The organism is Neolewinella sp. (genome assembly GCF_965214665.1).
Lineage (GTDB): Bacteria > Bacteroidota > Bacteroidia > Chitinophagales > Saprospiraceae > Neolewinella.
Window position 1 is genome coordinate 2,872,226 of sequence record NZ_OZ243970.1, and the last position, 26,773, is coordinate 2,898,998.

At 60.7% G+C, this 26,773-nt stretch carries 25 protein-coding genes; 12 read left to right on the forward strand and 13 right to left on the reverse strand.

The window, feature by feature from the left end; translation table 11 throughout:
- Nucleotides 1-78 precede the first annotated feature (78 nt).
- Nucleotides 79-999 (forward strand): MerR family transcriptional regulator, encoded by a 921-nt coding sequence (locus tag ACOOHD_RS12305; protein ID WP_420458179.1) that lies wholly within the window; start codon nt 79-81, stop codon nt 997-999.
- On the opposite strand, the gene ACOOHD_RS12310 is transcribed toward ACOOHD_RS12305, so the two are convergent.
- The gene (locus ACOOHD_RS12310; protein WP_420458180.1) at nt 959-1,807 is read right to left on the reverse strand and encodes a tetratricopeptide repeat protein; all 849 of its coding nucleotides are present in this window, start codon (nt 1,805-1,807) and stop codon (nt 959-961) included. The genes ACOOHD_RS12305 and ACOOHD_RS12310 overlap by 41 nt on opposite strands.
- 125 nt (nt 1,808-1,932) lie before the next feature.
- On the opposite strand from ACOOHD_RS12310, the gene rlmN reads away from it, so the two are divergent.
- Entirely contained in the window at nt 1,933-2,991 is a 1,059-nt protein-coding gene (gene rlmN, locus ACOOHD_RS12315; RefSeq protein ID WP_420458181.1) for a 23S rRNA (adenine(2503)-C(2))-methyltransferase RlmN, read from the forward strand.
- A 10-nt stretch (nt 2,992-3,001) separates the two neighbouring features.
- On the opposite strand, the gene ACOOHD_RS12320 is transcribed toward rlmN, so the two are convergent.
- Both ACOOHD_RS12320 and ACOOHD_RS12325 read right to left on the reverse strand, forming a co-directional pair.
- Nucleotides 3,002-3,493 (reverse strand): hypothetical protein, encoded by a 492-nt coding sequence (locus ACOOHD_RS12320; protein ID WP_420458182.1) that lies wholly within the window; start codon nt 3,491-3,493, stop codon nt 3,002-3,004.
- Nucleotides 3,494-3,543: 50 nt separating this feature from the next.
- The gene (locus tag ACOOHD_RS12325) at nt 3,544-5,916 is read right to left on the reverse strand and encodes a hypothetical protein (protein WP_420458183.1); all 2,373 of its coding nucleotides are present in this window, start codon (nt 5,914-5,916) and stop codon (nt 3,544-3,546) included.
- Between the two features lie 450 nt (nt 5,917-6,366).
- Here ACOOHD_RS12325 and ACOOHD_RS12330 point away from each other — a divergent pair, with 450 nt between their 5' ends.
- Nucleotides 6,367-6,582, forward strand: a complete 216-nt coding sequence (locus ACOOHD_RS12330; protein ID WP_420458184.1) for a hypothetical protein — start codon at nt 6,367-6,369, stop codon at nt 6,580-6,582.
- 158 nt (nt 6,583-6,740) lie between these two features.
- Here ACOOHD_RS12330 and ACOOHD_RS12335 read toward each other — a convergent pair whose 3' ends face one another.
- Nucleotides 6,741-6,857, reverse strand: coding sequence for a hypothetical protein (locus tag ACOOHD_RS12335; RefSeq protein WP_420458185.1), 117 nt, complete (start codon nt 6,855-6,857; stop codon nt 6,741-6,743).
- Nucleotides 6,858-6,906: 49 nt separating this feature from the next.
- Nucleotides 6,907-7,074 (reverse strand): DUF2461 family protein, encoded by a 168-nt coding sequence (locus tag ACOOHD_RS12340; RefSeq protein WP_420458186.1) that lies wholly within the window; start codon nt 7,072-7,074, stop codon nt 6,907-6,909.
- 264 nt (nt 7,075-7,338) lie between these two features.
- On the opposite strand from ACOOHD_RS12340, the gene uvrA reads away from it, so the two are divergent.
- Together uvrA and ACOOHD_RS12350 are read left to right on the forward strand one after the other, a co-directional pair.
- Entirely contained in the window at nt 7,339-10,236 is a 2,898-nt protein-coding gene (gene uvrA, locus ACOOHD_RS12345; protein ID WP_420458187.1) for an excinuclease ABC subunit UvrA, read from the forward strand.
- A 40-nt stretch (nt 10,237-10,276) separates the two neighbouring features.
- Complete coding sequence (locus tag ACOOHD_RS12350) at nt 10,277-12,448, forward strand: ATP-binding protein (protein ID WP_420458188.1); 2,172 nt, start codon at nt 10,277-10,279, stop codon at nt 12,446-12,448.
- A gap of 48 nt (nt 12,449-12,496) precedes the next feature.
- Here the strand turns inward: ACOOHD_RS12350 and ACOOHD_RS12355 are convergent, their stop codons facing one another.
- The gene (locus ACOOHD_RS12355; protein ID WP_420458189.1) at nt 12,497-13,417 is read right to left on the reverse strand and encodes a sugar phosphate isomerase/epimerase family protein; all 921 of its coding nucleotides are present in this window, start codon (nt 13,415-13,417) and stop codon (nt 12,497-12,499) included.
- Between the two features lie 176 nt (nt 13,418-13,593).
- Here ACOOHD_RS12355 and ACOOHD_RS12360 point away from each other — a divergent pair, with 176 nt between their 5' ends.
- Nucleotides 13,594-13,827 (forward strand): hypothetical protein, encoded by a 234-nt coding sequence (locus ACOOHD_RS12360; RefSeq protein WP_420458190.1) that lies wholly within the window; start codon nt 13,594-13,596, stop codon nt 13,825-13,827.
- A 106-nt stretch (nt 13,828-13,933) separates the two neighbouring features.
- Here ACOOHD_RS12360 and ACOOHD_RS12365 read toward each other — a convergent pair whose 3' ends face one another.
- Nucleotides 13,934-14,257, reverse strand: a complete 324-nt coding sequence (locus ACOOHD_RS12365) for a hypothetical protein (RefSeq protein ID WP_420458191.1) — start codon at nt 14,255-14,257, stop codon at nt 13,934-13,936.
- 94 nt (nt 14,258-14,351) lie between these two features.
- Here ACOOHD_RS12365 and ACOOHD_RS12370 point away from each other — a divergent pair, with 94 nt between their 5' ends.
- Nucleotides 14,352-15,362 carry a Gfo/Idh/MocA family protein gene (locus ACOOHD_RS12370; RefSeq protein WP_420458192.1) on the forward strand — a complete coding sequence of 337 codons (1,011 nt, stop codon included), beginning with the start codon at nt 14,352-14,354 and terminating at the stop codon, nt 15,360-15,362.
- On the opposite strand, the gene ACOOHD_RS12375 is transcribed toward ACOOHD_RS12370, so the two are convergent.
- The 3 genes from ACOOHD_RS12375 to era all read right to left on the reverse strand — a co-directional run bounded on the left by ACOOHD_RS12375 (nt 15,359) and on the right by era (nt 16,937).
- Nucleotides 15,359-15,616 (reverse strand): hypothetical protein, encoded by a 258-nt coding sequence (locus ACOOHD_RS12375; RefSeq protein ID WP_420458193.1) that lies wholly within the window; start codon nt 15,614-15,616, stop codon nt 15,359-15,361. The two genes, ACOOHD_RS12370 and ACOOHD_RS12375, sit on opposite strands and share 4 nt — an antisense overlap.
- A 106-nt stretch (nt 15,617-15,722) precedes the next feature.
- Nucleotides 15,723-15,983 (reverse strand): hypothetical protein, encoded by a 261-nt coding sequence (locus tag ACOOHD_RS12380; RefSeq protein ID WP_420458194.1) that lies wholly within the window; start codon nt 15,981-15,983, stop codon nt 15,723-15,725.
- Between the two features lie 57 nt (nt 15,984-16,040).
- Complete coding sequence (gene era, locus ACOOHD_RS12385) at nt 16,041-16,937, reverse strand: GTPase Era (protein WP_420458195.1); 897 nt, start codon at nt 16,935-16,937, stop codon at nt 16,041-16,043.
- Between the two features lie 310 nt (nt 16,938-17,247).
- Between era and ACOOHD_RS12390 the strand changes: the two genes are divergently transcribed.
- The 4 genes from ACOOHD_RS12390 (at nt 17,248) to ACOOHD_RS12405 (ending at nt 21,265) form a co-directional block, all read left to right on the forward strand.
- Complete coding sequence (locus tag ACOOHD_RS12390) at nt 17,248-18,483, forward strand: competence/damage-inducible protein A (RefSeq protein WP_420458196.1); 1,236 nt, start codon at nt 17,248-17,250, stop codon at nt 18,481-18,483.
- Between the two features lie 124 nt (nt 18,484-18,607).
- Nucleotides 18,608-19,930 carry a dihydrolipoamide acetyltransferase family protein gene (locus ACOOHD_RS12395; protein WP_420458197.1) on the forward strand — a complete coding sequence of 441 codons (1,323 nt, stop codon included), beginning with the start codon at nt 18,608-18,610 and terminating at the stop codon, nt 19,928-19,930.
- A complete protein-coding gene (locus ACOOHD_RS12400) occupies nt 19,927-20,478 on the forward strand; it encodes a class I SAM-dependent methyltransferase (protein WP_420458198.1) in 552 nt (183 codons plus the stop codon). Before ACOOHD_RS12395 ends, ACOOHD_RS12400 begins: the two co-directional genes overlap by 4 nt.
- A gap of 82 nt (nt 20,479-20,560) precedes the next feature.
- Nucleotides 20,561-21,265, forward strand: coding sequence for a hypothetical protein (locus ACOOHD_RS12405; RefSeq protein WP_420458199.1), 705 nt, complete (start codon nt 20,561-20,563; stop codon nt 21,263-21,265).
- Here the strand turns inward: ACOOHD_RS12405 and ACOOHD_RS12410 are convergent.
- Together ACOOHD_RS12410 and ACOOHD_RS12415 are read right to left on the reverse strand one after the other, a co-directional pair.
- Nucleotides 21,241-22,257, reverse strand: coding sequence for an alkane 1-monooxygenase (locus ACOOHD_RS12410; protein WP_420458200.1), 1,017 nt, complete (start codon nt 22,255-22,257; stop codon nt 21,241-21,243). The genes ACOOHD_RS12405 and ACOOHD_RS12410 overlap by 25 nt on opposite strands.
- 17 nt (nt 22,258-22,274) lie before the next feature.
- On the reverse strand, nt 22,275-23,957 hold the full coding sequence (locus ACOOHD_RS12415) for a CotH kinase family protein (RefSeq protein ID WP_420458201.1): 1,683 nt from the start codon (nt 23,955-23,957) through the stop codon (nt 22,275-22,277).
- A 139-nt stretch (nt 23,958-24,096) separates the two neighbouring features.
- Between ACOOHD_RS12415 and ACOOHD_RS12420 the strand changes: the two genes are divergently transcribed.
- Nucleotides 24,097-25,251: an acyl-CoA dehydrogenase gene (locus ACOOHD_RS12420; RefSeq protein ID WP_420458202.1), complete on the forward strand. Its 1,155-nt coding sequence runs from the start codon at nt 24,097-24,099 to the stop codon at nt 25,249-25,251.
- Nucleotides 25,252-25,447: 196 nt separating this feature from the next.
- On the opposite strand, the gene ACOOHD_RS12425 is transcribed toward ACOOHD_RS12420, so the two are convergent.
- Nucleotides 25,448-26,770 (reverse strand): hypothetical protein, encoded by a 1,323-nt coding sequence (locus ACOOHD_RS12425; protein WP_420458203.1) that lies wholly within the window; start codon nt 26,768-26,770, stop codon nt 25,448-25,450.
- Nucleotides 26,771-26,773 lie beyond the last annotated feature (3 nt).

The window sequence follows — 26,773 nt, forward strand, 5'->3', positions numbered from 1 at the left end:
ACCCGGGGACCTGAACCATTCGGTGGGGGTGGCGTTAGTCCCCCGGATATCAAACAATCACCTGATTACCCCCTGGTTGTGGCGGTTTACTCGATCAAGGACGTAGAAAAACTCACCGGCATCCGCGCCCATACGTTACGGGCCTGGGAGCAGCGCTATGACCTGGTGACCCCCCGCCGCGGGCAGAATAATGTGCGCTATTACCTCGATGAGGACCTGCACGAGCTATTGACCGTCGCCCTGCTCAATAAGCACGGCCACCGCATCAGCAAGATCGCGGCCATGGCCCCGGCCGAACGCGCCGCCCAGCTCGCCGACCTGACCAGCCTCAACGTAGGCCCCGAGACCCAACTCGATGCCCTAACGCTAGCGATTGTGGAGATGGACGAGGAGAAGTTCAGCCTCATCATCGACACCAACATCGCCCAGCGTGGCTTCGAGGAAACGATGATGGAGGTGGTGTACCCCTTTTTGGACAAACTCGGCGTGCTGTATTTCACCGGCTCGGTGACTCCGGTACAGGAAGCTTTTGCCGCCCACCTGATCCGGCAAAAAATTCTGGCGGCGACCGACCGGCTGCCCGCCACGCCCGAAGAAGATCGCCCCGTCTTCGCCCTGTTCCTCCCGGAGGGCGAGCGGCAGGAGCTTAGTATGCTCTTCATGCAGCTCCTACTCAAGCAGCGGGGCTTCGGCGTGATTTACCTGGGCCCAAACATTGGAACGCAGGATCTGGCGGACGTCTGCCAGGTACGCCGGATAGACTACCTCTTCACGATTCTGTCGAATAGCTACGTGGAGCGGCCCGTGGACCAGTTGGTGGAAGACATCCTGACGCAGTGCCCCGATGAGCGACTGTTGCTAGCCGGCTACCAGGCTAATCTGCACGACCTCAGCGATTTTCCGCGGGCGCGTACCGTGGCCGGGCTGCGGGACTTTACCAGTTACCTCGACCGCCTCCTCAGTACGACCGCAGATCGGAATACTGCTGTAGCGAGATAATCTGCCAGTCGTTGAGGGTACGCTCCACCTCGGCGGGATGAACGGCCGCCAGGGCGACTAAGGTAGTACCTGATTCCGGGCGGGGCAGTAGATCGCTGTAGTATTCCGGGAAGGCGCGCCGCTCATCCTCGCTGGCCCGCGCACGGTCGGCCTGTACGGCGGCCCGGGTGGCATTGCTCCAGACCTCGAAGCCCAGTCCGGCATCGTAGCACAGTTGTTCGAGCTGTTCGATGGCCGCCTCGGCACCGGTGTGCAGTAGGCAACTGAAGGTCTGGTAGGGCGAGCGCTTGAGGGTGGTGACGCACTGGTAGATTGGTACCCGGCGGCGGCGAATCACATTAAACCCCCGCTGGCCGCGGCGGTCGTAGAGCACCAGGTCGCGGTACCGGGTGCCGCTGCCGGGATGGGGAATGCTTACCACGCGGGCCCGGGCGGCGTCGAGGGGCTGCATCCAGAGGATCTCGTAGCCATCGTCGTGCTGGAGCTGCAGGCCGAGGGGTTTATCGTGCTGCAGGCGGTCGAAGCCGAACTTAGCCCAGACCGTCTGCGCGGTACGCATCCGCTTGAGGGCGACGGCGGCCAGGCCGAGTTGCCACCAGGCATCGCGGTCGTCGGCATCGAGGGCAACGGTCTTGCTCCAGTAGTGCAGGGCGGGCTTCCACTCCCGGCGGCGGGTGTAGATGGTGGCCAGGCTGCGGAAAGCATCGGCCCACTCGGGTACAATGCGGGTCACCTTCTTGAGGAGCTTCACGGCGGTGTAGGGATCGCCGACTTTGTCGTAGCGAAGCGCCTGCGCGTAAAGGTCCATATAATTAGGCGGTAAGTGCATTGTCGAAGGCATTCCGGGCTTGGGGTCCGGGCAGTAGTAACGTATGGGGGTAGACAGGGTTGTGTGGTTCAACCCCCCCAACGGCTCGAGCGTTAGGGGAGGGTATGTCCGCAGTCATCGTATCTACCCTACCCGATATCCGTTCCCTGAGCCTGGAGGAGCTGACCGCTCAGCTGATCCTAACCGGCGAGAAGAAGTTCCGGGCCAAGCAAGTATACGAATGGCTGTGGCAACGGGGGGCCCGTAGCTTTGATGAGATGACCAACCTCTCATTAGCCCTGCGTGAAAAGCTCAAAATGAGCTACCAACTGCCGGTCATCGAGTTAGACAAACAGCAGCGCAGCGCCGACGGCACCATCAAAAGCCGTTTCCGACTGCACGACGGTCACCTCATCGAGTCAGTGCTCATCCCCGTAGTAGCTGACGACCGCTTCACCGTCTGCGTATCGAGTCAGGTAGGCTGTAGCCTCACCTGTACCTTCTGCGCCACCGGCCGTATGAAGCGACTGCGCAACCTCACCGCCGCCGAGATCTACGACCAGGTCTTCCTCGTCAACGAGCAGTGCCTGGAGACCTACGGTAAGCCCCTCACCAACATCGTCTACATGGGAATGGGCGAGCCCCTACTCGCCTTCCGCGAAGTGGTGGGGAGCATCGAGCGTATTACCAGCCACACGGGCCTCAACATGGCACCCCGCCGCCTGACCGTCTCCACGGCCGGCATCGCCAAGATGATCCGCAAGCTCGCCGACGAGGACACCAAGGTCAATCTCGCCCTCAGCCTCCACGCCGCCGACGACGTGAAGCGCAACGAGATCATGCCCATCAACGAGTCCAATAACCTAGAGGCCGTGGTCGAGAGCCTTGAGTACTTTTACGCTAGGACCAAAAAGCGCATCGGTTTCGAGTACATCACCTTTCAGGACTTCAACGATGGCCTCGACGATGCCGAAAAGCTCTACCGCATCTGCCGCCGCGTGCCCAGCATGGTCAATATCATCGAGTACAACCCCATTGATAATGCCCCCTTCCGCAAGTCGAGCGAGCACCGCATCGACGACTTTGCCACCTACCTACGCGACCGCGGCATCATGGTCACCGTGCGCCGCAGCCGGGGGAAGGATATCGATGCCGCCTGCGGGCAGTTGGCTAATAAGGAGTAGGTGACCGCGGCTAGAAGCCACGAACCAGCACCTCCTCCAACTCCTCCTGCTTCCCCTCATCGTCGATCAGGTAGATCGGCAGCAGCACCCGCTCCCCATCCCGCAGTTCCAACAGCAGATCGCGTACTGAGGCCCGCCTAACCCGTTCGATCCGGTCCAGGGCAATCTCCTGCCGCCCATTGAGCTGGTCAAGTTCGTAGACCAGCTTACCATCCTGGATGCGGACGTAACGCTGTGGGGGCGTCTCCTCGGCACTGCCCCTTCCGTGTGTGTAGGTAGCGTAGACGATCAATCCACTCACAACGAGATACACCAGCCCCAGGACCAACTGCCAAATCGGATGATCGTCTTCCCCGCCCGACCAGTGCGTAAAGTAGAGATACAGCGAGTGAATCGCAGCCACGAGCAGCAGCAGGGCCCCCAGGTAAAAAAGCCAGTGTAGCAGCCGCGTCGTGCGGGGGTTCGGCGGTGGGGGGGTATGAAAGTCGTACGTCGGTGTCACCAGGGCAAGGTAAGGCGTCCAACGCTTCTAAGCGTTGGACGCCTAGCCCCTCACCGGATAAACACAATCTTCCCCACCGCCCCCTCTGGATCCTGCTGCTCGGTAAAGCCGCCCGCCCCCGTCGAGGCAAACACCAGGTACACCCCACTGGTCACCCGCCGCCCGTTGTAGTCGGTGCCCGACCAAACGTACTGCCCGCCCGCCGCGCGGCCCTCCTGCACCAGCTTGCCGCTCAGGTCGGTGATCTTGACCCGGGCGTCGCGCACCAGACCGTTGATGGAGATGGGACCGGTATAGCCCGGTTCTACGGGATTAGGATATACTACTAGGTCGTCGCGGAAAAAGGGCTCGGCGGCCGTAGCATCCCCGCGGTAGCTGGTTACGCCTAGCTCGGTGCCGAAGTAGACCGTGCCGGTCGTCGGATTGATGGCAATACTGCGCACGATGTCATCGAGCAGCGGACTATTGCCCCGGTCGAAGAACAAGACTTGTTCCCGGCCATCCTCCGAAAGCAGGTAGGCCCCTCCGTTAGTACCCAGCCACTTACGGTTGGCGCCGTCGACGGCGATGGTACGGATCTCCTCGGTTTCCAGCAGCAAGCCGCCGAATCCATCGTCGGCCTCTACCACGGGGGTATTGCCCGGACAGATCTCCGGATTGAATACCTCTGCCCCACAGCTGAAGATCACTATGCCGCTGGCCGTACCTATCCACACCTCCCCATCGAGCCCCACCGCGATGCTGCGGGTCTCGTTAGTCGGCAGGTTACTGTTGGCGGCCGTGATCATACGGCAACGGTCGTCGCTGCGGTCCATGGGCGTACCCATCGGGTCGATGACGGTAATGCCGCCGTTCTCCCCGCCGCGGTGTACTACCCAGACGTAGCCCTGCTGGTCTACCGCAATGTCAATGGCTAAATTGATCCCGCAGTCCTGCCCGAGTGCGGCCCACCCTCCCTCTGGACTCCGCACCGACACGATGCCCCCCTGCGCCGCCCGGCTGACGGCCACGTAGGTAAATCCATTAGCGTCGGTAGCCGTGCCCGCCGCGCGGATGCGGCCCCGACCGGCCCCCTCGGCCAGTTCGATACTCGTATTCACCTCGTCATACAGGGTAGCCGTACCCTCCCCGTCGACCCCGATCACCCCCTCGAAGAAGGAGCTCAGGTAGTGCACGTTATTCACCGGGTCGTAGTCGACGTCGACGATGGTAGCCACGTCGTCGTCCCCCCCGTTACTCCCATCCCGGCCCCGGAAGGCGTTGGTGTTACGGATGCTCAACCCATCCCAGGTCCCGTTCTGGTAGCGGAACACCCCCTCAAAATCGTAGGCAGGAGTGGTATTTTCGTCCAGCTGCCCGGGAGCGATCCACAGCGCGGTGCCGTCGTGCAGCAGGCGGTACACCTGATCCTTCGGCGGCCCCGGAAAGGTCAGTCGCCGGCATTCCCCATCCACCGCCGTCAGGTAGCGAATACCGTAGGTCTCATCCCCGAACCAGATACGGCCCGTATCGTCCTCCAGGGCGTAGTTGGTTACGTCGGCACAGTCCGGTAGGGTGCGAGCACTTCCCGCCGTTTCGCCCAGTGCCACCACGGCCCGGTCGGCGCAGTTACCACTCGTGCAGCGGTAGCCAGCCAGCAGGCTATTGGGACCGGCGCTGAGGTAGGCGAGGCGGTTCTGCTGCTGCGCTGCATCGTAATGCATTGCACCTGCGGCCCCGGCTAGTTTCCACACGTCCTCATTAATCGCGAAGTAGAGCCCCTCCCGCCAGACCGTGATGCTGCTACTGCTGTAATCGCCCGGCAATCCCGCGGCCGGCCCCAGCAGCTCCCAGTTGTTGAAATCATTGAGGTTTACGCCCGTCAGCGGCACGCGGTAGATGCCCTCGGGGGTGGCGGCGTAGATGCGTCCGTCGTACTCGGCCACCCCGTTCACCCGCAGCCCCGTGAAGGTGGTAAAGGCGAAGGTCTGGTCGTCGAGCGATAGGGCCGATACCCCGTAGCCGGCCGCGATGTACACCCGGTTACCGGCCCCGAAGGAGAGGTCGAAGATCCGCTTGTCCCCACTGAAGTTGAAGTTATCGATCTGCTGTAGGGTCGTGAAGCGCCCGTTTTGGTAGAGGTCGATCGTGCTGTTTTCGTACACGATGAGCAGCGTCTCGGTAGGCTGGTGGTACTTGATGAGGCTAATGCGACCGCCGGCCAGTCCCTCGGTACGCGTGAGCCGCGTGAAGCTCAGGTCCGCCTTATCGAGCAAAAACAGCGCGTTGCCGGTGGAGTAGATGATATCCTCCGCACTCTCCGTCACGTACCGCCCGTAGCTGAAGGACTGCAGGCTCGTCCACTGCCCCAGGCTATCTACCTGCGCCGGCAGCACACTTCCTCCCAACAAACTCACACACAGCAACATTCGACATAACCACATAGCACAAAAGTAAGGTGGGGCGGGGCCGCGGGTGCGCACTCCGTGGTGGGGCGCGCGATAATGTAGGCTGGGACACCAAAACTAAGTGGCCTTCCCTGGGCTTTAGGATACCTTAGTTTGGCAATTCGTTACCCGGCAGGTGTGATAGCTCACCACAGAGTCCCCCTGGGGGAATACACAGAGGAATGAGCTACGCTGCTGCCTTCAGCGGTCACTGAGGTTTAACGGAGCCGTCGGGACAAGCGTCATCGGGGGAAGGGCCCCTTATGTTAGCCACAGAGGCCAACACCTACCGGTGTTGCGGGAGAGTAGCGGTAGAAATATCAAGAGTAATACAGTCTAGCTTTATAGGGTAACCCTCTGTGCATACCTCAGTGACACCCTCCGTTCCCTCCGTGGTGAACTACCCCTACAAGCTAAGCGCGTAGCGCGTGCGAGCCACTCATGATCATGACCCAAACCCACCCAGGCCGCATCATCTTCTACCTCCCCGAACGGGGCACGGGCTACCTACGGCTAGAGGGTACCCTAGAGGAGTTCTACTTCCAGCGGCGGCACCTGCGGGGGGTGGACGCGGTTAAGAAGGGTGACCTGGTGCGCTTCGTACTCAGGCAGGGGCGGCAGGGGTACTACGCTGATGAGATCGAGCCGGCGGGGGTAGGATAAGTGTATAGCACCAACAAGCCTCGGAAGCTCGAAGACAAAAGGTCGAGCGGCCTCTGGCCCGAGCAGAGCCGTGCAGGATGGAAGTGACTGCGCCACTTCGTGCAGGTAGTACAGGCTCGGGCCGGAGGCCACTCGACCTTGGAACTTCGAGACTTAGTTCACACTTCTATAGCTCGCCTGAGGTAGGCATTGAAGGGCTGTAGCTCTAGGTGAGCCTGTTCCACCAGATTGACGAAGTCATCAGCGATGACCTCCTCTTGGGTGACGTCGCGCATGACGGTGAAGTCCTTGCGGCGCGGTAGCTCGATGTGCGCGTGTTCGGCGTTATAAGGTGGGATCGTGCTTGGCTAGCCGGTCGAGGAAGAGTTGGATCTGGGCGAGCCACTCGTCCTTGGCGGCATGGTAGTCCTTGCGGTGGGCATCCATCCACTCTTTGGAGTTATTTGCGGTGAGGTCGCGGAGGAAGGCGTAGATCTTGCGTTTGTTGGGCATCGTCAACAAGGTACACCTTGGTCGTCTGCCGGCCCTGTTGTCGTCTGCCGAGACTTACGTAGTCCACCTCGTTCGCTGACTATCAATAACTAACTCTACTTTGTATTCCTGCGATCGTAATCGCAAAAAAACCGATATTTTTGCGATTACGATCGCAAAATATCTTAGAACCCCCCGGCAGACGAGGGAAGCTACGCAACCCTCGGCGGACGAGGGCAGACAAGGGGTCAACCACCGGTACCCTTACCGGGTTAGTAGCAACCTATGCCCCCCACCACGTCCACTGCACCCGCGCCCCCGCCCCAGACCACGCCCGAACTGCCCCACACCGAGCGCTTCATCACTGTCACGGGCGCAAAGGAGCATAACCTGCAGGACATCAACGTGGAACTGCCGCGCAACGAGCTGGTCGTGATCACCGGACTGAGTGGGAGCGGTAAGTCGAGCCTGGCCTTCGATACGATTTACGCCGAGGGGCAGCGGCGGTATATGGAGACCTTTTCGAGCTACGCCCGGCAGTTCATGGGTACGATGGAGCGGCCCGACGTGGAGCAGATCACGGGGCTGAGCCCGGTCATCTCCATCGAGCAGAAGACGACGAACCGGAGCCCGCGCAGTACGGTGGGCACGGTGACCGAGATCTACGACTTCCTGCGCCTGCTCTACGCCCGCGCCGGTACCGCCTACAGTTACGTGAGCGGTAAGCCCATGCTACGCTATACCGAGGAGCAGATGCTGGAGCAGATCGCCAGTAACTACGACGGCCGCAAAATCGTCGTGCTGGCCCCGCTGATTCGCGGGCGCAAGGGGCACTACCGGGAGCTCTTCGACCAGGTGCGCAAGCAGGGCTACGTGAAGGTACGGGTAGACGGCGAGATCCAGGACCTGACCGAGGGCATGCAGGTGAGCCGCTATAAGGTGCACGACATCGAGCTGGTGATCGACCGCATCAAGATGAGCGACGAGCGGCTCGACCGACTGCGGCAGGCCGTGGCCACCTCCCTGAAACTGGGTGAGGGGCTGGTCTTCATCCAGGACGCAGAGACCAACGAGGTAGCGCCGTTTTCTAAGAATCTCATGGACGCCGAAAACGGCATCAGCTATGAAGAACCGAGCCCGAATACCTTCAGCTTTAACTCGCCCTACGGCTACTGCCCGACCTGCAAGGGGCTGGGGCAGGTCAATAGCCCGGACATCACCAAGATCATCCCCGATCGAAAGGTAAGCATTAACAAGGGGGGACTGGTACCGCTGGGGGACAGCCGCGACAACACCACCTTTAAGCAGATCAAGGCGATCGCGAAGGTGGAGAAGTTCAAGCTTAGCGACCCCATCGAGAAGATTCCGGCCGGCGCCCTCGACGTGATTCTGTACGGACGCAAGACGAGCGGCAAGAAGAAAAGTAAGTACGATAAAAGCGCCCACGATATGGTGTGGGACGTGGAGCAGAACGGCCTGGTCAACATGATCGTGCGCTGGTACGAGGAGACGACCAGCGAGCGCATCCGGAGCTGGGCCGAGGAGTTCATGACCATCGACACCTGTCCGGACTGCGAGGGGGCCCGCCTGCGCCAGGAGGCCCGCTACTACAAGATCAAGGACAAGACCATCAGCGACCTGGCCCGCATGGACCTCGGCGAGCTCGGTACCTGGATGGAAACGACCGAAGAGGGCATGGACGAGCGGACTACGCTGATCGCTACGGACATCCTGAAGGAAATCCGCTTCCGGTTGCAATTTTTGCTACACGTAGGGCTGGGGTACCTGAGTCTGGACCGGCCGGGAAGGACGCTTTCCGGCGGCGAGGCCCAGCGCATCCGGCTCGCTACCCAGATCGGTAGCCAGCTTACGGGTATCACGTATATCCTCGACGAGCCCAGTATCGGGCTGCACCAGCGCGACAACCAGCGGCTGATCCGGGCGCTGCGTGACCTGACCGACATCGGCAATACCGTACTGGTGGTGGAGCACGACCGCGACATCATGATGGCCAGTGATTACCTGCTCGACCTTGGCCCCGGTGCAGGTAGGCTCGGCGGCGAGTTAGTGACGGCCGGCAAACCCGCGGATTTTCTCAAGGACGAACACACCGGTAGCATCACCAGCGACTACCTGGCCGGTCGGCGGCGGATCGAGCTACCGGAAAAGCGGCGCAAGGGCAACGGGAAGTTCCTGACGTTGAAGGGAGCCAGCGGCAACAACCTCACCGGGGTGGACATCAAGATACCCCTGGGCACCCTGACCTGCGTGACGGGGGTGTCAGGCAGCGGGAAGTCTACGCTGATCAACGAGACGCTCTACCCCATCCTGCGGCAGCACTTCTACAATAGCGTCAAAAAGCCGATGCCCTACTCACGGGTGTACGGGCTGCAGCACATCGACAAGGTCATCGACATCGACCAGTCGCCGATCGGGCGTACGCCGCGGTCGAATCCGGCAACTTATACAGGGGTGTTCACCGACATCCGGCAGCTATTTACCAAACTGCCCGAGGCGATGATCCGGGGCTACAAGCCGGGCCGCTTCAGCTTCAACGTCAAGGGGGGGCGCTGCGAGGTCTGTAAGGGCAGCGGCATGCGCACCATTGAGATGAACTTCCTGCCCGACGTCGAGGTGGAGTGCGAGAACTGTCAGGGCATGCGCTTCAACCGCGAGACGTTGGAGATCCTGTATAAGGGCAAGAGCATCACCGATGTACTCAATATGAGCGTGGCCGAGGCGGCTGACTTCTTCCAGCCCATCCCGAAGATTTACCGGCGCATGAAAACGCTCAAGGACGTAGGGCTGGGCTACATCACCCTGGGGCAGCGGGCCACTACGCTTTCCGGCGGCGAGGCACAGCGGGTGAAGCTGGCCGAGGAGCTTAGTAAGCGGGATACGGGGCAGACGGTATACATCCTCGATGAGCCCACCACGGGACTGCACTTCGAGGACATCAAGTACCTGCTGCGGGTGCTACAGAAGCTGGTCGACAAGGGTAACACCGTCATCGTGATCGAGCACACCATGGACGTGATCAAGGTAGCCGACTACCTCATCGACATGGGCCCCGAGGGTGGCCGGGGCGGCGGCCGGGTAGTAGCTACGGGCACGCCGGAGCAGGTGGCGGAGGTAGCAGAAAGTCATACGGGGCGGTTTTTGCGGGCCGAGCTAGGGGAGTAGAATTGGTGAACCGAAAACCTACCCCTAGTTTTACGCTCCTATGGAAGCGCATTTGAACTCGGTGGTGGAGGTACAGCCCTACGCGATGGTGCTGGTCGTCGACCGGGCCAACTTTACCCTTACGGCGGTAAGCGACAACACCGAGCACTACGGCTGGAAGCCGCCGACCGAGTTGATCGGCACCAACCTGCGCGACTATTTCTGCGATACTACCTGCGGCTGGATCCTTAAGCGGGGAGAGGGAGCAGAGCCCGGGGTGGTTAAACCCGAGCAGCTACCTACAGGGATCACGGGAGAATACCAACTCGTCGTTCATGCCTTCGCCGAGGAGCTGGTCCTGGAACTGGAGCCAGTCAGCAACTGGCCGCACCCGGACGACTACGCCGCCCGGCTGCACAGCTTCACTCGCCAACTCGAGGATGCCCCCACCGTCAACGTACTGATGCAGCGGCTCTGCGACGGCCTGCTGCACCACCTGGAATTTGACCGGGTCATCGTGCTACAGTTCGACCAGCAGTACAACGCGCTGGTGACCCACCAGGCGCGTACCGGGGATATGGCGGACTGGCTTGGCGTACACTTCACGCAGGAGGACGTACCGGCTACGGCGCGCTACAACCAATTGGTGGAGACCACGTACCACTTCGCCAGTGTGGCGGACCCCCTGCGGGAGATCGTCGGAAGCTACGGGCCGGCCAGTCGCGAAATTTTGCGTCGCCACTTAGGCTGTCGGGCACCCAATGCTAATTGGATACAGTTTTTGCAAGATAGCCAGCTAAGTTGCACGGGCTACCTGTCGCTGGTCGTCGGGGGGGCGCTGTATGGCTCTATCTACTACCACAACCGGGAACCGATCTATCTCGACTACCAGATGCGGACCTTTCTGGCCGTAGCGGGGCGGGTAGCCCAGCAAAAACTAGCCTACCACATTTACTCCCGTACCCTACGCCTACGGCAGGCGGCCAATGTGGTGCGCGACCGGCTACAGGAATATATCGTCGATTCCGATAACCTATCCGCCGGACTGACCGGGGGCAGCACGACCGTAGTGGACCTAATCGAGGATACGCGCGGCGTGGCCATCTGCTCCGATGGGGAGCTTACGCTTTTCGGCACCACCCCCGATCAGGCGCAGGTCAATGAAGTAGTAAGGTGGATGATCGGCCAGCACGGCAACGAGGAGCTTTACCACACCGATAAGCTAGCGCTGCTCTACCCACCCGCCCGGGCCTACGCCGAGCTCGCCGCCGGCATCCTCTTTCTGCCCCTGGACGTAGATGCCAACCAGTGGATCATGTGGTTCAAGCCCGAGGTGGTGCAGACCGTCACCTACGGTAGCACGGCCGCCGACGAGGACGATCTGGAGACCCAGAGCAGTCGCCGCTTCTACGTCCACGACGACACCCGCCACGGCTACTCCCTGCCCTGGACGACGGACGACATCGGCACCGCCGAGGCCCTGCAGGTGTTTCTACAGGAAGTCGTCATGCAGCGTTATGCCCGCGCCAAACGTAACAACGAGTTGCTACAGCAGGCCTACGAGGACCTGGAGGTGTTCAGCTATACGGTGGGCCACGATCTGCGGGCACCGCTAAGGGGCATCGCCAGCTTCGCCGAGATCCTACAGGAAGATTTCGGGGAGGCGTTGGGAGCTGAGGGGCTGAGCCACTTGCGGCACATCCAGCAAAATGCCGAGCGGATGCGGGAGTTCATGAACGACCTGCTGGTCCTGAGCCGGCTCGACCGGGCTGCGATCATCGTTAATAGCCTCTCCGTCGGCGAACTCGTGGACCGGGTACTGCAGGACCGTACCACTTCCGAGCAGCGCCGCTACCGCTGTAGGGTGCAGGAGGAGATGCCGGCTATCCGCGGGGATAAGAACCAGCTCATTACGGTCTTCACGAACCTACTCTCCAACGCCATTAAGTATTCCTCCCAGGAAGCCGCCCCGGAGATAACAATAGGCCATACCGGGGAGCACCGCGACGGGCAGCCGGTCTTTTTCGTAGCCGACAATGGCATCGGCATTGCTGCCGACCAGCACGACCGCATCTTCGACCTGTTCACCCGCTCGACCGGCGTGGAGAACTTTGCGGGCAGCGGGATCGGACTAGCGCTGGTACGGCGTATCCTCAACTTCCACGAAGGGGAGATCTGGCTGGAGAGCGAGGTGGGTAAGGGGACTACGTTTTACTTTTATACTGGAGTTTGATCATCGTCGGCGGACGAGGGAAGCTGCGCAACCCTCGGCAGACGACGATTAGGCAAATTCTAGCTGCCCCAGGTATTCGGCCCCGGCGCGGGCGCTCTTCAGGGGGGTAGAGTTCTCGTAGTTCTCCTGCTCCAGGATGTAGTACTCCATGCCCTGCTCCTCGGCCACCTTGAGGATACTGGCAAAGTCGATGGAGCCCTCCCCTAGGTTTACGCTGGCCTCGTGGTCTTCGGGGGGGGCGCCCTTCTTACGGTCCTTGACGTGACAGAGCTTCCACTTACCGGGGTAGCGGTTAAGCCACTCGATGGGGTCGGCCCCGCCGGTGACGACCCAGTAGATATCCATTTCGTAGTCGACGGTATCGTCGGTATGGTCCATGAGGTAGGCCTGCCCGACCACCCCGCCCGACTCCTCGAAGCTGTAGGCGTGGTTGTGGTAGGCGAACTTGATGCCGGCTTCGCGGCAGGTCTTGCCGGCGGCGTTGAATTGATCTACGATCTTCTGCCAGCCGGCCTCCCCCTCTTGCTGCCCGACGTAGGCGCACAGGGCGTACTCGGTACCAATGCTAGCTAGTTGCGCGGCCTTTTCAGCCAGATTTTCGTTAATGTTGACGTGGCTGCTCACCATGGTGAGGCCCAGCTCGTCGCAGTAGTCCTTCCACTCCTGGGCAGTCATGCCCCAGAACATCCCCTGGTCGCCCTCGTAGCCCTCGATCTGGGTATAGCCCATGTCGGCTACCTGTTTGAGTGTTCCCTTTGGGTCGCCGGGTAGCATATCGCGTAGGGTATAGAGCTGGAGGCCGAAGCTGGAGAGGCTGCCGGTGGGCGCAGGTGCGGCGTCCGTGGCAGCGGCTTCGGCAGTGTCCTCCTGGGCGTTAGCATTTTCCCCGCAGCTCAGCAGGGGTAGGAGGACGGCGCTGGCGGAGAGGCTACCGGCGGTGCGGAGGAAGGTTCTGCGGGTGTGAGTCATGATCGTGAAGGGCTCGTATTTAGGCGGTTAATGTAGGGGAAAAGTGGGAGATGCAGTACAATGCGGCCTTCCCCGATAGCTATCGGGGCGCCAGCAACATGCAGCCTCCGGCTGCGCTGAAAATGTGTGCAGGAAAGAGCGAGACCGTATCTTCCCCATCCCCCAAGCTTCCCACCATGCCCCTACAAGTCCTCATCACCGTCACCGATGACCACAAAGCCGATACCGCAGCCGTAGCCGATCGACTCAAGCAACTCGGCCTACGGGTGGAAAGCATCCTGCCCATCGGCGTGATCAGTGGCGTAGCCAAGGCTAGCGATCTGCCCCGGCTGCGCAACTGCCCCGGTGTGGCTACGGTAGACGAAGACACGCCGGTAAATATCCCTCCACCGGATAGCCTGATTCAGTAAGATCGCGAGGCCCTACCGCCTACGGCGCTACAGACCTCGCTTGGTAAGGGCTCCCCCTCCGGGGAAGGAGGGTACATAGTAGAATACAGCCCCTGACTAGGCCAACTCACCACTCCCGATACTCCTCCGTGATATCTTCATCCAGACTATTAAATCCTCGCCTGTGCCCTTGCGTGATGATGAATTCAGCGATCAACTCCCGCTCCCCAGTCTCAATTAGGGTATTGTCGGTTCCATTATCCAAGGCGTTGAGTTGTAGTACGGTATGTTCCACATACTCCATTCCCTCCTTCCGGTCAGCAGCAGTGTTCATGTTGGTGGCATACTGCCGTAGTAGCGTCAGACAGCGGTCGACGTGGACGTCCGTGTATTCAGCGTTGGGAAGATATTCACGCATGGTCCGTTCCAGCTCGCTTAGTAGATCACTCATCTTGCTATGTTTGGTGTTCACCGCACCCCCGATAGCTATCGGGGCCCCGCCCCAATAACCTTACCACAGGTATACCCGCTAAAAGTACTATCTTATGATCAACGTAGGTATGCTAGGCTTCGGCCTCTCCGGCCGCTACCTCCAGGCCCCCTTCTACCGCGCCCACCCCGGCTTCGCGGTCAAGCGGGTGGTGACCAGCCGCGCCGGGGAGCTAGCCGAAGACTTCCCCGGCCTGAAGCCCACCGCCCGCACCGAAGACGCCCTGGCCGACCCCACCATCGACCTGGTCAGCATCGCCACCCCCAATGCTACCCACTATGACCTGGCCCGCGCCGCCCTGGAGGCCGGTAAGCACGTGCTGGTCGACAAGCCGGCCTGCGCCACCGCCGCCCAGTTGCGGGAACTGCGTGACCTGGCCGCCCAAAAAAAGCTCCACCTCTTCGTCTTCCAGAACCGTCGTTGGGACAGTGACTTTCTCACCGTCCGGCAGCTGCTCCAGGGCGATCAACTTGGCCAACTGGTCAACTACGAGGCTCGCTACGACCGCTGGAAGCCCGCCCCCAATTCGAAAGCCTGGAAGGAGACCCCCGGCCTGGGTGCCGGTATGCTCTACGACCTGGGGGCCCACCTGATCGATCAGGCCATCGCCCTATTCGGCCGGCCGCAGGACGTGCGTGGGGAGGCCTGGACGCAGCGCGATGACTCCACTATTCCTGATGCCTTCGATCTGCAACTTACCTACCCCGAGCAATTGCGCGTGAGCTTATCCTGTAGCCTACTGGTCCGCGAGCCTACGCCCCGCTACACTCTCCACGGCCGGCGGGGCAGCTTCGTCAAGTACGGTATTGACGTGCAGGAAGATCAGTTACGGGCAGGCATGACCCCGCACGATCCGGGCTTCGGCGACGAGCCGGAAGAACAGGACGGTACCCTACATACCGAGCACGAAGGACTGACCTACCGCGGCACTGTGCGCACCCTAGCGGGCCACTGGCTAGGCCTATTCAATAACATGCAACGGGTGATTACGGAAAGAGCCAATCCGGCCGTTCCTTTAGACGACGTGATCGCTCAACTCGAACTCATCGAAACAGTCTCGGCCTAGCCCCGAGTCACGAACTCGTAGTCCTTCGAGTTATTCTCCATGTCGTAGCTCAGCGCTAGCTGCCGCAGTTCGAAGTGATCGAAAAAGGTATCCCAGCTGATCTCGCGGAGCTTCTGGTCGCTCCGGTTTTCGGGCCAGATGATGGCCAGCGGGCGCTGGTCGTTAGCGGTAGTAGCTTCTTCTACTACGCCGGGGACGCCATTGTGCTTATTGGCCCAGGTCTTGATGGTTTCGTGGTTAGTGGTCGTGGTCATATTCAGGGGGTTAAAATACGCGCGGGCGGTCATCGGAGGTGTCTTTTCTTTCGCTCCAGCGAAGGAAAAGCTCCTCCGATGTCTCGCGCGCCGATGTCTCGCACGCTCAATCGCGACTAACAAACTTATTAAACGTACTATCATCATCGGTACTATAAAGAAAGGCCAGCTTCTGTTCGTCAAATATTGTGAAGAACTCCTCCCAGCTCACCTCGTCAAACTGATCATCCTTATCGCTACTCGCTTCCGGGAAGTGTATGCGCAGGATGTCGCTATCGCCGTCGGAGATCGTAGAGGCTACGCCGTTGTGCTCTTCTACCCACTTCTTGATGGTGTCGTGGTCGGTGGTGGTTTTGCTGCTGGCCATGGGGAGGTTTGGTTTGCTTAGTGCAACGTAAGGTATCGGGGGAGTAGTTCGGTGATCTCACCGATCATACCCAAACCGCCGCAGCCACACCTCGTCATCCCGCCACTCCTCGCGAATCTTGACGTGCATCTCCAGAAAGACCTTGCGCTGCAGGAAGTCCTCCATGCGCTTACGGGCGGCCGTGCCGAGCTTTTTGATGCTGCTGCCGCCCTTGCCGATGAGGATGGGCTTTTGCGTTTTACGGCTCACGTAGATGACGGCGCTGATACGGGCCAGCTCCTCGCCGTCCTTGGTAGTCGTCTCCTCGAAGGTCTCGATCTCGATCTCCACGCTGTAGGGAATCTCCTGGTGGTACTGCTCCAGGATCTGCTCGCGCAGCATCTCGGCCACGAAGAAGCGCTCCGAGCGGTCGGTCAATTGATCCTCGGGGTAGTACACGGGGCCCTCCGGTAGGGCGGTTTTGATGGCGTCGAGCAGTTCCGGTACGCCCGTGCCCTCCTTGGCCGAAATACCGAAAACGCGCTCCGGCTTGATCCATTTTTTAAACTGCCGCTCCAGCTCATTCACTTGCCGCTCCTCCACCAGGTCGATCTTATTGAACACCAGAAACAGCGGCGTATCCAATCGGTGCAGCTTGCCCACCAGCAGGTCGTCCTCGGCGTAGCTCTCCTGCGGATCCACGAGGTACACCATCACGTCGGCGTCCTCGAAGGCCGAGTTGACGTAGGCGTTCATCTTCTCCTGCATCTTGTAGCCAGCCTCCTCGATGTAGCCCGGCGTATCGCTGAACACAATCTGGTAGTCCGCCTCGGTCAGGATACCGATGATACGGTGGCGCGTCGTCTGCGGTTTAGCCGTGATGATACTCATCCGCTCCCCCACCAGCGCGTTCATGAGGGTAGATTTTCCCGCGTTGGGCCTTCCGATGATGTTGACAAATCCGCTTTTGTGCATGGGTGCAAGGTACAGGGGGTTAAGGAGTTAGGGGGTAAGGGAGTTAAGGCGGGCGTTGGAGGTGTGGCAGGCGGCACGGGTACCACATTGGGCGGGGCCCCGATAGCTATCGGGGGTGCGGAGAAAGTACAATGCGGTCTCCGACCGCGCCGGCCGCAGCGCTCTCCGAGCGCGGGAGCCGCTTTAGCGGCGATGGACGAGCAAAGCAAGCTGCCCCACCCTTAATTCCTTTAATCCTTAACTCCCTAACTCCCTACCCCCTTAACCCCCTACCCCCTTAACTCCTTCCCCCCCCGTACCTTTACCCTCTATGCAGGCTACCATACTCACCGTCGGCGACGAGATCCTCATCGGCCAGGTCACCGATACCAATGCCACCTATATGGCCGCCGCCCTGAGCGAGGAGGGTATCACCGTGGTGGAGCACCTGAGCGTGGCCGATAGCCGGCAGGGTATCATGAGCGGATTGGACCGCGCCCTGCAGCAGTCGGACCTGGTACTGATGACCGGCGGACTCGGACCCACCAAGGACGATATCACCAAGCAGGTGCTGGCCGACTATTTCGGCACCGAGTTGCGCTTCCATAATCCCACCTGGAAGCGACTCACGAAACTCTACCAGCGCTACGGCCGCGAGCCCAATGACACCCACCGCCAGCAGTGCCGCCTGCCCACGGGGGCAAAGATCCTCGTCAACGAGCGTGGCACGGCCCCGGGGCTGTGGATGGAAAAGGACGATCAGGTGGTAGTTTCCATGCCCGGCGTGCCCTACGAAATGGCCTACCTCATGGACCACGAGGTGATGCGCAGATTGAAACGGAAGAACTTCGACGCCGAGCTGCTGCGGTCGGTCACCATCCTCACCGCCGGCGAGGGCGAGAGCACCATCGCCGAGCGGCTGGCGAAGATTGAGGACCATCTGCCAGAAAATATGTCGCTGGCCTACCTGCCTAACCTCGGCACCGTACGCCTGCGCCTTAGCGCCCGCGGCAACGCCGAGGCCCTACTCCAGAGCCAGCTCGACGAGTACCGCAACCACATCGAGGGGGCACTGGGCGATCTGGTCTTCGGCTACGGGAAGGACGATCTGGCCTCCGTCGTCGGCCGTATCCTACAGGAGCGAAAGCAGACGCTGGCTACCGCCGAGAGCTGCACCGGTGGCACCGTGGCCGAGATGATCACGGCCCACCCGGGGGCAAGTGCCCATTTCATAGGTGGTGTAGTTGCCTATTCTAATGAGCTTAAGCAGTCGTTACTCGGCGTACCCGCCCCCATCCTTCTCGATCACGGCGCGGTCAGCGAGGAGACCGTCACCGCCATGGCTGAGGGCGCCCGTAGTCGGCTAGGTGCGGACTATGCCATTGCTACCTCGGGTATTGCCGGCCCCGGCGGTGGCACCCCCGACAAGCCGGTGGGCACGATCTGGATCGCGGTGGCTACCCCGGAGCGCACGGTGGCCAGGCTACTCCGCTCGGGCAAGGACCGGCAGCGGAACATTACGTATACGAGCTTGCAGGCGTTGAATCTGCTGCGGCTGAGTCTGTAGCGACGGCTTTAGCCGTCACGCTGCCTCCAATACCCATCCAAATAAACAGCCTGTCGACTAAAGTCGACGCTACAGGTTAGCTTTGCGGCACCCTACCAGCCAAGCCAAACCACCACCACCCCCCATGCCCCAAGTCGAGCTCATCATGCCCAAAATGGGCGAAAGCATCATCGAGGCCACCATCCTCAGCTGGACCAAGCAGGTAGGCGATACGGTGGAGGTCGACGATACGGTGCTGGAGATCGCCACCGACAAGGTAGACAGCGAGGTACCCGCCCCGGTGGCTGGCACCATCAAGGAAATACGTTTCGGGGTGGATGAGACGGTAGCCGTCGGCGAGGTCATCGCCCTGATTGAAACCGAGGTGGGTGCCGAAGTATCTCCCTCTCCCAGCCTGGCCCCCGCCCCTTCCAAGACCCCTGCACCGGCGGCCCCGCCCGCTTCTCAGACCAAAAAAGAAGCCGTCACGGAAGAAAAGTCGGGCAACGGTCGTTTTTATTCGCCACTTGTGCGTACTATTGCGGCGACGGAGGGCATCGGCCAGGCTGAGCTCGACCAGATCCCCGGCACGGGCAACGGCGGCCGGGTGAATAAACAAGACATACAGGCTTACCTGAAGCGGCGCGATAACCGCTTCATAACCGGTCCTGGCAAGGCTGCACCAACAGTTGGAATCAATGCGACAACCCTTCCCCCCCGCCCCCCTGTCGCTCCAGCTGGCAGTCTTGCCTCCGGTTCTTCCGAGCTCATCGAGATGGGCCGCATGCGTAAGCTCATCGCCGACCACATGGTGCAGTCTAAGCGCACCAGCCCCCACGTTACCAGCTTCATTGAGGTAGACGTCACCGATATCGTCACCTGGCGCGAGGGCATTAAGCAGAATTTCCAGCGGCAGTACGGGGAAAAAATTACTTATACGCCGGTTTTCATCGAAGCGGTGGCCAGGGCCATCAAGGACTTCCCGATGGTGAACGTGAGCGTCGACGGCGACCACATCGTCAAGAAGCACGACGTCAACATCGGCATGGCCGCCGCCCTACCCACCGGCAACCTGATCGTGCCCGTCATCCGCAACGCCGACCGGCTCAACCTGCTTGGCCTTACCAAACAAGTCAACGATCTGGCCGGCCGTGCCCGCGCCGGGAAGCTCAAACCCGAGGAGATCCGAGACGGCACCTTTACGGTGACCAACGTCGGCACCTTCGGTAACGTCATGGGCACACCCATCATCAACCAGCCGCAGGTAGCGATCTTGGCCGTCGGAGCCATCCGCAAAAAGCCTGCCGTGCTGGAAACCGAGTACGGCGACGTGATCGCCGTGCGCCAGTTGATGTTTATGAGCCTGAGCTATGACCACCGGGTAGTGGACGGCTTCCTCGGCGGCTCCTTCCTGCGGCGTATCGGGGACTACCTGGAGGCCTTCGATCCCCAACGGACGGACGTATGAGTACCCTTTCGTTCCTGCTGGAGGGCTTGCGCAACATCGGCACCACCGGCACCATCACCCGCTCCGGCACCGCGCTGTGCCGGGCCGCCATCGATCGTATCGACTTCACCACCGCCCGTACCATCGTGGAGCTGGGGGCCGGTGACGGGGTGATCACCAAGCACATCCTCGAGCGGCTACACCCCGAAGGACGGGTGATCGCCTTCGAGGTCAGCGAGGATCTGTGCAACGACATGCGCGCCATTGGTGATCCCCGACTGGTGGTGGCCCAGGATAGCGCCGAGCACATCGGTAAGTACCTGGACCGCGTCGGGGCGGAGCGGGCCGATCACATCGTCTCGGCCATCCCCTTTGCCGCTCTACCGCGGGACCTCGGCGAGCGCATCGTGACGGCGGCCCATGACCACCTCCGCCCGGGGGGCTGCTACAACCAGGTGCACTATAGCCTGAAGACTAAATCGTACTACGAGCGGGCCTTCGGTCGGGTGGAAGCACGGCGGGTGTACCTAAACCTGCCGCCGGCCTGGGTGCTCTACTGTAGAAAGTAGCGTTAATGTTGAAGTGTGGGGTAATTAAGAGGGGACAAATTTGTGTTTTATCCCCATCTTCCGTCCTGTTTGCCCCGACACTATGCACAAATTGCTTCCCTTACTCCTCCTCCTTGTGTCCTGTACCCAGCAAGGTGACATACGCGCCTACTACTTCCCGGTGCGGGAGCTCACCGACGGGCTTGTGTACGAGTACACCAATACCGGCACCTTCGCCGAGGAACCCTCCTCCTTCTGGTACTACCTAGGGCTGGACCGCGACACCGCCCTCTATCTTACTGCCACTCACTACGCCGACGGCATGACGCCCGATCAGCTCGTGCGCGAGCGCATCTACAACGACGGGGTGATGATGGAGCAGCTTACGGTGTATCCGCCACTGCTGTCTGGGAGACCCAAGCAGGTGGAAGCCGAGATTCTGTACGGCCGCACCTTCGCCTTCCAGCTCCACGACGGTAAGCCCGTTGGATTTCGCGTCGCCTATACCCCCGCCGAAAACGACGATGCGACGGAGTACGTCTCCCTCGACCGTATCTACCGTGGCGATACGCTACTGACCGTAATGGGCGAGGAGGTCGACGCGATCGTCTTTGATCTACTCGGGGAGGTGAGCCAGCGCGATCCGCTAGAGGGCGACATCAGTCCCACCTTTACCGGATACGAGATATACGCCCGAGGGCTGGGCATGGTAGAATACCGGCGTAACCTCGGAGCGGGGGGCATCCTGGCGGGCAAGCTCGTGCGCCGCATCCCGATGTCAGACTACGCCGGTGGACTTAGGGAGTAGGTATACCGCTCTACCCGTGGGTTCATCACCCGGAACCAGAGGGGTGGCACCAGGGAGAGCAGCATGCAGGCCGGGTACCCGGTGGGTAACTGCGGACTCTCCTCAAACCGCCGCAGCACCTGGTACTTGCGCGTCGACTTGAAGTGGTGGTCGCTGTGACGGGTGAGCTCGTAGAGCAAGATGCGCCCCAGCTCGTGGTCGCTGTTCCAGCTGTGGATGGGCAGTACCGGCTCGTAACGGCCCTGCTCGGTCTGCCGGCGTTGCAGGCCGTAGTGCTCGATGTAGTTGACGGTCTCCAGCATCAGGAATCCGAAGGTGGCCGCGCCGATCGCCAGCCAGAGACCCGGCCAGCCGAAAACGAAGGTGACCAAGGCAAGGTAGGCCACCTCGATGGCCTGAAACTTTACCATCAGTTTAGGATCCAGTTTCCAGGCATCCAGATAGCTCAGCGTGACGCTGCGCAGCCAGAAGGCGTAGACCGTCTGGTCGCGCCGGCTGGTGGCCGGGTCCTCCGGGGTGGCTACGTGGCGGTGGTGCCCCCGGTTGTGCTCGATGAAAAAGTGCATGTAGAGCCCCGGCAGTAGCAGTGCCTGGGCCAGCAGTTGCTCCCCACGGGTAGAGCGGTGGCCGAGCTCGTGGGCCACATTAATGCCGATGGAGCCGATCAGTAGGCCCACGTTGCACACCATTCCGGCTGTTTCCCAACCGGACAGCTCGCGGGTAGTAGCCACGTAAAGAAAGTAGCCAACGATGCCGTAGAGCACGGGTAGATTAAGGTACAGCAGCCAGTCGAAAAAGCGACTCTGGGTGCGGCTTTCCTCTTCCTCGGCGGCGTGGTTGTCAGTGCTTGCTGGCAGGATCAGCTCCAGTACCGGCAGTAGCACGAAGGCTACGTAGATACTACCCGGCGACCAGGCGCCTCCGAGGTGTACGCCCAGTAGTCCCGCTAGCGGCAGGGCATAGGCTAAAAGGTATTTATAATCACTCCACATGGAGCTAAATATACGGCTTAGTGTTGCACCACGAAACGCGCTATCCGGTCGGCAAAGCGCAGTAGATAGATGCCCGGGGCCAGCTCGGCTACCGTAAGTTGGTTTTCCAGCGGCTGGAGGACCCCGGAGCTAACCCGTCGACCATCAGAGCTGTACACGGCGTAGGCGAGCGCCGTACTGCTGCCGTGCCGGACGGTGAGCTGCCGGGAGGCCGGATTGGGGAAAAGCGCGACGGGCGGGGTTCCGGCAGTGGGTGTTATGCTAGTTGCCAGCTGACAGACGTAGGTGTCTAGGTAGGCCATTCGCTTAGCGATGAAGTCTTTCGTAAAGTCGACCTCGTCGGCGCCGTAGCTTACGTTCGGCCACACCAGTTGCTCGCGGGTGTAGACCCCATTGTCGCTCAGGTAGCGGTGGGCGGTGGTGAGCCGGTCCTGTAGTTCGGTGGTACCCAGCAGCGTACGACGTAGTTGCTGGTACCGATCGCAGAGGCGGGCGGTGAAGGCTTCCGGGTTCTCGTCCGTCAGCCGGGTCAGCAGGTTATTGCCGACCCAGAAGCGGGTGCTGGTCAGTCGCGTTCCGTTGTAGGTGTTGCCGAAAGCAGCATCGAGGTCCCACGGCACGTAGAAGTACGGCTCCCCCTGCTGGTAGCGCGCCAGGTAGGTATTCTTACCGGTGTTGTCGGTCAGCCCCGCAATGTTGACGAAGAGAAAATAGTCGATGATGTTATCTAACTCAAAGCGGTTGGCGACTTCCGCGGCAAAAGCAGTTTCGTCAGTCGTGGTCACGAAGCCTAAGAGATCGTGCAGCCGCGTCCAGTCGATGACGTCATCGGTGTCGGGGTACTTGAGCTCCCAGCCAGCGTATTCTACCTTGCCGGCGGCGGGGAGGGCGGGCTGACTGGCTAGCCGGGTAGCTCCCGTCCAGTCGACTGCTTTATAGAGCTCGCCGCGAATCTCTTTGTCCTTGAACGTTTTTAGCTTCAGTTGCTTCCGGTCTACCTGCTCGGAAAGGAGGTAGACGCCGTAGTAGTCATCGTTTAAAAATACCTCTACGAAGGTTACGTCGGCCCCGGAGCGCGCATCGTCCTCCGCTACCAGATAGTAAGGAGTGTGCATCTCCAGCCACAGTTTATGTGCCGCGTAGGCGTTTACCCGTAGGGGCTCGTTGTAGAGGGCGTCGAGCACCCAGTCGTCGTCTTTCCGCAGGCCGGCAAAGGAAACATCTACGCTTTCGCGCGACTCGGCGTCGTCCCAAAATTCCAGGTCCAGGGACCTTTTAGGAAAGCGGAGGCTATAGCTGCCCCGGTACCGTGCCCCTACCGTAGCGCTCAGTTGCTGATCGTCGTCAGCGTAGGTGAACGGTACCGGTTGCTTGTTCTCATTATCTAACCCGGATGGGAGGTGCAGCGTAATGAGTGGTAACCGCGTGAAGGCTACCGCGACGGTATCCCCCCGGGAACGTACCGCCGCATAGCTCGTGTCGTAGCGTAGTTCACTTACCGGATCGGCAAGGGTGAAGGTCAGTGGGCCGGCCTGGATACTGCGTAGCGGATAGGCGATCCTATCTTCAGTGACCCGAACGAGTAGTAGACGCTGAGTGCTATCGTAACCAAACTCAGGTGACGCGAGGTTTAGCGACTGCGCGTGCAGGGAAGCACCGAGGATCAGCAGTGGAAGGAAGGAGGTATTAATAAAACGCAAGGTGTAGAGAATTGGGTAACCACATAAATCCGCCGAAAATACTAAACCCTCAACTTTCAATCCCCATTGCACCTGCGGCCCCGCCCAACTATTCCACCAGCGAATTTTCGCTAACTTCGCGGGCAAAAGCCGAACGATCATGAACTTCCAGCTTACCGAAGAACAAGTTGCCGTGCGCGAGGCCGCCCGCGACTTTGCCCAGCAGGTGTGCCTACCCGGTGTCATCGAGCGCGATACGACCATGGCCTACCCCACCGAGCAGGTAAGACAACTCGGCGAGCTTGGCTTTATGGGAATGACGGTGAGCCCGGACTACGGTGGCAGTGGACTAGATAACCTGAGCTACATCCTGGCTCTGGAGGAGATCTCGAAGGTCGACAACTCCACCTCGGTGATCATGTCGGTCAACAACAGCCTAGTCTGCTACGGCCTGGAGACCTACGGCACCGAAGAGCAGAAACAAAAGTACCTGACTAAATTGGCTACCGGCGAGTGGATCGGCAGCTTCTGCCTCTCGGAGCCCGAGGCCGGCTCCGACGCTACCCACCAGCGCACGACGGCCATCGACCAGGGCGACCACTACCTGCTCAATGGCACCAAGAACTGGATTACCAGCGGTGGTACCAGCAAGGTGCACCTGGTCATCGCGCAGAGCAATCCCGAGGCCGGCCACCGCGGTATCAACTGCTTCATCGTCGAGACCGACTGGGACGGCGTCGAGATCGGCGCCAAGGAAGACAAGCTCGGCATCCGTAGCAGCGATACCCACACCATCATGTACAACGACGTGCGGGTGCCGAAGGAGAACCGGCTGGGCAAGGACGGGAGCGGCTTCAAATTTGCCATGAAGACCCTGGCCGGTGGGCGCATCGGTATCGCCGCCCAGGCCCTCGGTATCGCCGGCGGGGCCTACGAGCTGGCCGTGGCCTACAGTAAGGAGCGCGAAGCCTTCGGTAAGGCCATCTCCGACCACCAGGCCATCGCCTTCAAGCTGGCCGATATGGCCACCGACATCGAGGCGGCCAAGATGCTGGTGTACCGCGCCGCCTGGCTTAAGGACTCCGGCGGCGACTACAACCAGGCCGGGGCCATGGCCAAGCTCTTCGCTAGCTCCGTAGCCATGCGCCATACCGTAGAGGCGGTGCAGGTACACGGCGGCTACGGCTTTGTCAAGGAGTACCACGTGGAGCGGCTCATGCGCGATGCCAAGATTACTCAGATCTACGAGGGGACGAGCGAGGTACAGAAAATCGTGATCAGCCGGGGGCTGCTGAAGGGGGGGCTGTATGTGTAAGTTCAGTTGTTGCGTTTGTGAGTTGTTGGGTTGTTGAGTTTGAGGGGATGCTCTCCCGATAGCTATCGGGACTCGTCATGGTGTTGCTACTGTAAAGTCATCGCACCTGCGACCCCGCCCGTCTATCACGCATGCCATGCCTATCACGCCTCCAACGACCGCAACCCAACAACGCACAAACCCAATAACCCAACAACTACCCCCTGACCATCTCCAAAAAAGTCCGGCTGAACGTCAGTAGATCGCTGTAGCCCAGCACCCCCACCTCCGGCGCAAACCAGGAATAGGCCTCCCGGTGCCGCCGCATGATGTCATTCACCGCGCTGCGGATCGCCTTCTTGCTTGGCCGCCCCCGCTTGTCCAGATACCGCTCCGGATAGCTCAACTCGCGGAAGTAGCCCTCTTCCGTGACCCGGTAATAAAGGTGTAGTAGCTCGCGGTCCGGCAGCGGGATGGCGTAGTTGAACAGGGCGTAGCCGACGATGTAGCCGGGTATGGCGCGGGCCACCTCGGGATAGCCGTTGTCCTGGTACCAGTCCAGGTTCGAAAGCTCGTTGTTGATCAGGGTGGCGAGGCGGTCGTGGCTCACGGGCAGGGTGATACCGAAGGTGGACTTGCCGGCGTAGAGCTCCTCGCCGAAGTCTTCGGGGGCCCGCTCCAGCAGTTGCTGCAGTTCCTCCAGCAAGCGCACGTTTTTGTGGGTGGCGGGGCGGTCGTCTTCCTGGGCGAAGTACATGCGGTGCATGCGTTCCAGTGCCTCCATGGTGTGGCCCTCGGGGGTGAGCAGGTAATCGAGGCGGTACACCAAGTCGAGCAGCAGGTAGGCTACGGCACCGGGGTGCTCGCGGGGGTCGAGCTGGCCGGAGTCGAGGTAGTCGAGCAGCGACTGGATCTGCTGGCGTAGGAAGTCCAGTTTCACCGCTTTTTCGTGGGCGGAGAGGGGCTCCAGGTGGGTTACCTCTACGGGGCTTAGGGCATCCTCGAATTCTTCGAGCAGTAGGTCGTCCTGTTTATCGGCGCGCAGGGCCATTTCCTTCAGGGCGTAGTAGAGTTTGTAGGGGCTAGCATCGTACACCGGCGTATCGAAGATGATGGTCAGGCAGTCCTCTTCGTCCAGCGCGAAGCGGCTGTACTTGAGCTCGTAGTTCATAGCCGTGAGGCGCTGTAGCAGCTCCCCGTTCGGATGGCTCAGGCGGGCAATGCGGGCGGCGGCGCGCAGGTGCAACGTATCGGCCAGGCCGGTCACACGTTTACTGCCCTGATAGAGCTCGAAGTATAGGGTATCGTCCTCGCGTTGCCACTTCACGTTCTCCTCGTCCTCGTCGCGCAGGTATTCCAGGAAGGCTGCTACGCTATCCAGGAAGTGGTCGTCCTCGAAGGTATCGGCGGCGCGGGTGTAGGCGGCGTGTTTCGTCTTGCTCTTATAGGCGTCGGTGTAGCGGCCGAAGCGGTGGTGGGGCGGTAGGCCCGGCGGGGTGGTGGTGGGGCGGCGGCCGAAGAGGGTGTCCCAGATACTCATCTT

Coding starts and splice junctions, on each gene's coding strand:
- ACOOHD_RS12395 (WP_420458197.1), top strand. CDS start 18,608: ATGCCCCAAGTCGAGCTCATCATGCCCAAAATGGGCGAAAGCATCATC.
- ACOOHD_RS12390 (WP_420458196.1), top strand. CDS start 17,248: ATGCAGGCTACCATACTCACCGTCGGCGACGAGATCCTCATCGGCCAG.
- ACOOHD_RS12330 (WP_420458184.1), top strand. CDS start 6,367: ATGACCCAAACCCACCCAGGCCGCATCATCTTCTACCTCCCCGAACGG.
- rlmN (WP_420458181.1), top strand. CDS start 1,933: ATGTCCGCAGTCATCGTATCTACCCTACCCGATATCCGTTCCCTGAGC.
- ACOOHD_RS12350 (WP_420458188.1), top strand. CDS start 10,277: ATGGAAGCGCATTTGAACTCGGTGGTGGAGGTACAGCCCTACGCGATG.
- ACOOHD_RS12340 (WP_420458186.1), bottom strand. CDS start 7,074: ATGCCCAACAAACGCAAGATCTACGCCTTCCTCCGCGACCTCACCGCA.
- era (WP_420458195.1), bottom strand. CDS start 16,937: ATGCACAAAAGCGGATTTGTCAACATCATCGGAAGGCCCAACGCGGGA.
- ACOOHD_RS12335 (WP_420458185.1), bottom strand. CDS start 6,857: ATGCGCGACGTCACCCAAGAGGAGGTCATCGCTGATGACTTCGTCAAT.
- ACOOHD_RS12360 (WP_420458190.1), top strand. CDS start 13,594: ATGCCCCTACAAGTCCTCATCACCGTCACCGATGACCACAAAGCCGAT.
- ACOOHD_RS12405 (WP_420458199.1), top strand. CDS start 20,561: ATGCACAAATTGCTTCCCTTACTCCTCCTCCTTGTGTCCTGTACCCAG.
- uvrA (WP_420458187.1), top strand. CDS start 7,339: ATGCCCCCCACCACGTCCACTGCACCCGCGCCCCCGCCCCAGACCACG.
- ACOOHD_RS12355 (WP_420458189.1), bottom strand. CDS start 13,417: ATGACTCACACCCGCAGAACCTTCCTCCGCACCGCCGGTAGCCTCTCC.
- ACOOHD_RS12400 (WP_420458198.1), top strand. CDS start 19,927: ATGAGTACCCTTTCGTTCCTGCTGGAGGGCTTGCGCAACATCGGCACC.
- ACOOHD_RS12325 (WP_420458183.1), bottom strand. CDS start 5,916: ATGTGGTTATGTCGAATGTTGCTGTGTGTGAGTTTGTTGGGAGGAAGT.
- ACOOHD_RS12410 (WP_420458200.1), bottom strand. CDS start 22,257: ATGTGGAGTGATTATAAATACCTTTTAGCCTATGCCCTGCCGCTAGCG.
- ACOOHD_RS12310 (WP_420458180.1), bottom strand. CDS start 1,807: ATGGACCTTTACGCGCAGGCGCTTCGCTACGACAAAGTCGGCGATCCC.
- ACOOHD_RS12375 (WP_420458193.1), bottom strand. CDS start 15,616: ATGACCACGACCACTAACCACGAAACCATCAAGACCTGGGCCAATAAG.
- ACOOHD_RS12365 (WP_420458191.1), bottom strand. CDS start 14,257: ATGAGTGATCTACTAAGCGAGCTGGAACGGACCATGCGTGAATATCTT.
- ACOOHD_RS12370 (WP_420458192.1), top strand. CDS start 14,352: ATGATCAACGTAGGTATGCTAGGCTTCGGCCTCTCCGGCCGCTACCTC.
- ACOOHD_RS12425 (WP_420458203.1), bottom strand. CDS start 26,770: ATGAGTATCTGGGACACCCTCTTCGGCCGCCGCCCCACCACCACCCCG.
- ACOOHD_RS12420 (WP_420458202.1), top strand. CDS start 24,097: ATGAACTTCCAGCTTACCGAAGAACAAGTTGCCGTGCGCGAGGCCGCC.
- ACOOHD_RS12380 (WP_420458194.1), bottom strand. CDS start 15,983: ATGGCCAGCAGCAAAACCACCACCGACCACGACACCATCAAGAAGTGG.